General features: G+C 69.8%; 2 protein-coding genes. Both read right to left on the minus strand.

Annotation, left to right across the window (positions count from 1 at the left end; genetic code table 11):
* On the minus strand, positions 1-1,217 hold a 1,217-nt coding region (locus AB3X89_RS39205), incomplete at its 3' end, for a Cache 3/Cache 2 fusion domain-containing protein (protein ID WP_368587938.1).
* 189 nt (positions 1,218-1,406) lie between these two features.
* A partial coding sequence (locus AB3X89_RS39210) for a copper-translocating P-type ATPase (RefSeq protein ID WP_368587939.1) occupies positions 1,407-3,105 on the minus strand: 1,699 nt, incomplete at its 5' end.

Consider the following 3,105-nt stretch of genomic DNA (forward strand, 5'->3'; position numbering starts at 1 on the left):
TTGCGCACCTGCGCGACGATGCGCGCGAGGCCTTCGCCGATGCCGTCGATCGCCTGCATCAGACGGCCGATCTCGTCGGCGCGCGCGCGGCCGTGTGCGAGGCGCACGCTCAGATCGCCCGCGGCAAGTCGCTCGGACGCCCGCGCAGCTTCGTCGAGCGGACGGCTGACGAGCCGCCGCACCGCGATGAGGAACACGATCGCGAACAGGCCTACCAGCGCGAGGCCGACCAGCAGGAACGCGTTGCGGGTGCGCACGACGTCGGCCATCACTTCGTCGCGCGGCGCGACGCCGCCGACGAGCCACTGCCACTCCGGCACCGTGACGAACGACACGAACTTGTCGCGCGCGTCGCTCTCGCCGAGCGTCGCGTCGGCCGAGCGGTAGTCGAGCTCGCCCTGCTTCATGTCGAGCATGCGCTGATACGGTGCGTTCGCGTCGTCGGCTTTCTGGCCTGCGGCGGCCGGATGCACGAGCAGCTTGCCGCGCTCCGCGCCGCTCGACGCATCGAGCACGAAGTAATAGCCGCTCGCGCCGATCTTCAGCGCGCGGATGCCGTCCTGGACCGACTGGATCTCCTTGTCCACGTCGACGCCGACGAACAGCGCGCCGATCACCCGGCCGCTCGCGTCGGTGATCGGCTTGTACTGCGTGATCATGCGCTTGCCGAACAGCGCGGCGAGGCCGGTGTACGTGCGGTTCGCGAGCAGCGGCGCATACGCGGGCCCCTTGCGGTCGAGCAGCGTGCCGATCGCGCGGGTGCCGTCCTGCTTCTTCAGCGACGTGGTCACGCGCACGAAATCGTCGCCGCTGCGCGCAAAAATGGTCGCGATCGCGCCGCTGCGTTGGAGGAACTGGTCGGGAATCGTGAAGTCGAGGTTCAGCACCTTGTCGCCGGCTTTGAAAGTCGGCGTCGCGGTGCCGCCGATGTCGACTTTCTGCGTGTCGTCGAGCGAGAAGTCGGCGGGCAGGAGGCTCGCGAATAGCGCCATCGACCGATCGACCTCGGCCGACAGCGCCTGGTCGAACAGCGCGATCATCGCGGCGATCGAGCGGTCTTTTTCGGCGATGCGCGCGAGCACCTGGTCGCGCACCTGGTCGCCGGCGGCGCGTGCGAGCGCCCACGCGAAGGTGCTGAAAATTACCGCGACCAGCACGCACGAGAGCACGGCAAGCCGGGCGCCGACGCTGGCGCGGCGCGAGAAGAGTGAGTTCATGGGCAGGCGTGAAATGGGGATTAGGCGATGCTCGTCGGGCGTGGCCGCGATCGGGCATCGATTGACTTGTTTACGGCTCGGAGAGGGCGGGCTTGAGGGTGAATGTAAGCCGGCCGTAACAGGTCGAAAGGGGCCGCAGCGGGCCCCAAAAAGGACGAGACGGAAGGCGGGAAGGGTGTTCTTCGCTACTCAACGCGCCTGATCGACGGTGCGACCGCGCGCTGTGCGCCACGTCCGCAGCAGCAGCGCATTGGTGACGACGCTGACGCTCGAAAACGCCATCGCCGCGCCCGCCAGCATCGGATTGAGTAAGCCGAACGCGGCCAGCGGAATGCCGATCAGGTTGTACACGAATGCCCAGAACAGGTTCTGCTGGATCTTGCGCCAGGTTCGGCGCGAGATGTCGATCGCATCGGCGACCAGCGCCGGGTCACCGCGCATCAGCGTGATGCCGGCCGCGTGCATGGCGACGTCGGTGCCGGTCGCCATCGCAATGCCGATGTCAGCGGCGGCGAGTGCGGGCGCGTCGTTGATGCCGTCGCCAGCCATCGCGACGATGCCGGCGTGGCGCATCTTCAGGTCGCGGATCACCCGGGCCTTGTCGTCGGGCAGCACCTCGGCGTGAAATTCGTCGATGCCGAGCGCCCGCGCGACGCTCGCCGCACTGCCGTGGTTATCGCCGGTCACGAGCACGCTGCGGATGCCCATTTGCGCGAGCCGCGCGACGGCCGCGCGCGCGGTCGGCTTCACCGTGTCGCCGAACGCGATCAGCGCGAGCGCTTCGGGGGAGTCCGGCGCACGCGTCATCAGCCACGACACCGTGTTGCCCGCCGCTTCGAGTTCCTGCGCGCGCGCGGTGAGCGCGGCCGGCAATGCGATGTCGAGCTCGCGCAGCCAGCGCGTGCTGCCGAGCGCGAGGGTGCGGCCGTCGACGTCGGCTTCGACGCCCCGGCCGGCGACGGCGCGAGCGGCGCTGGCGGTTGGCCCGCCGGGTTCGCCAGCGATTCGCCCGAGTTGAGCCTCGTACGCGCGCACCACCGCCCGCGCCAGCGGATGATCGCTATGCCGCTGCACCGCCGCCGCGAGCGCGAGCGCTTCGTCGCGGCTCGTGCTGCCGACCGGCTCGAACGCCGTCACTGATGGCTGGCCGAGTGTCAGCGTGCCGGTTTTATCGAACGCGACGATCGACACGCGATGCGCGACTTCCAGCGCTTCCGCGTCCTTGATCAGCACGCCGTGGCGCGCGGCGACGCCGGTGCCGGCCATGATCGCGGCGGGTGTCGCGAGTCCAAGCGCGCACGGGCAGGCGATCACCAGCACCGCGACCGCGTTCAGGATCGCGGTTTCCGCGCCTGCGCCGGCGATCAGCCAGCCGATGAGGGTCAGCGCGGCGAGCGCGAGAATGGCCGGCACGAAGATTTCGCTGACGCGGTCGACTAGGCGCTGGATTGGCGCCTTCTCGGCCTGCGCGCTTTCGACCAGCCGGATGATGCGCGCGAGCGTCGTCTCCGCCCCGATCGCGGTGGTCGTCACTACGAGCGCGCCTTCGCCGTTGATCGAGCCGGCCGTGACGGCGTCGCCGGTCTGCTTCGGCACCGGCAGGCTTTCGCCGGTGATCAGCGCTTCGTCGATATGCGTGCGGCCTTCGAGCACTGCGCCGTCGACCGGCACGCGCTCGCCCGGCCGGACGATCACGATGGTGCCGACCCGCACCTGCGCGAGCGGTACCTCGCGTTCGCCGGCGCCGTCGCGGATGCGCGCGCGCTCGGGGCGCAGCGCGTTGAGCGCCCGGATCGCGTCGGTGGTCTGGCGCTTCGCGCGCGCCTCGAGCCATTTGCCGAAGCGCACCAGCGTGATCACGACCGCCGATGCCTCGAAGTACAGATGC

It is taken from the genome of Paraburkholderia sp. BR14320, assembly GCF_040948665.1.
In the GTDB taxonomy this organism is placed as follows: domain Bacteria; phylum Pseudomonadota; class Gammaproteobacteria; order Burkholderiales; family Burkholderiaceae; genus Paraburkholderia; species Paraburkholderia youngii.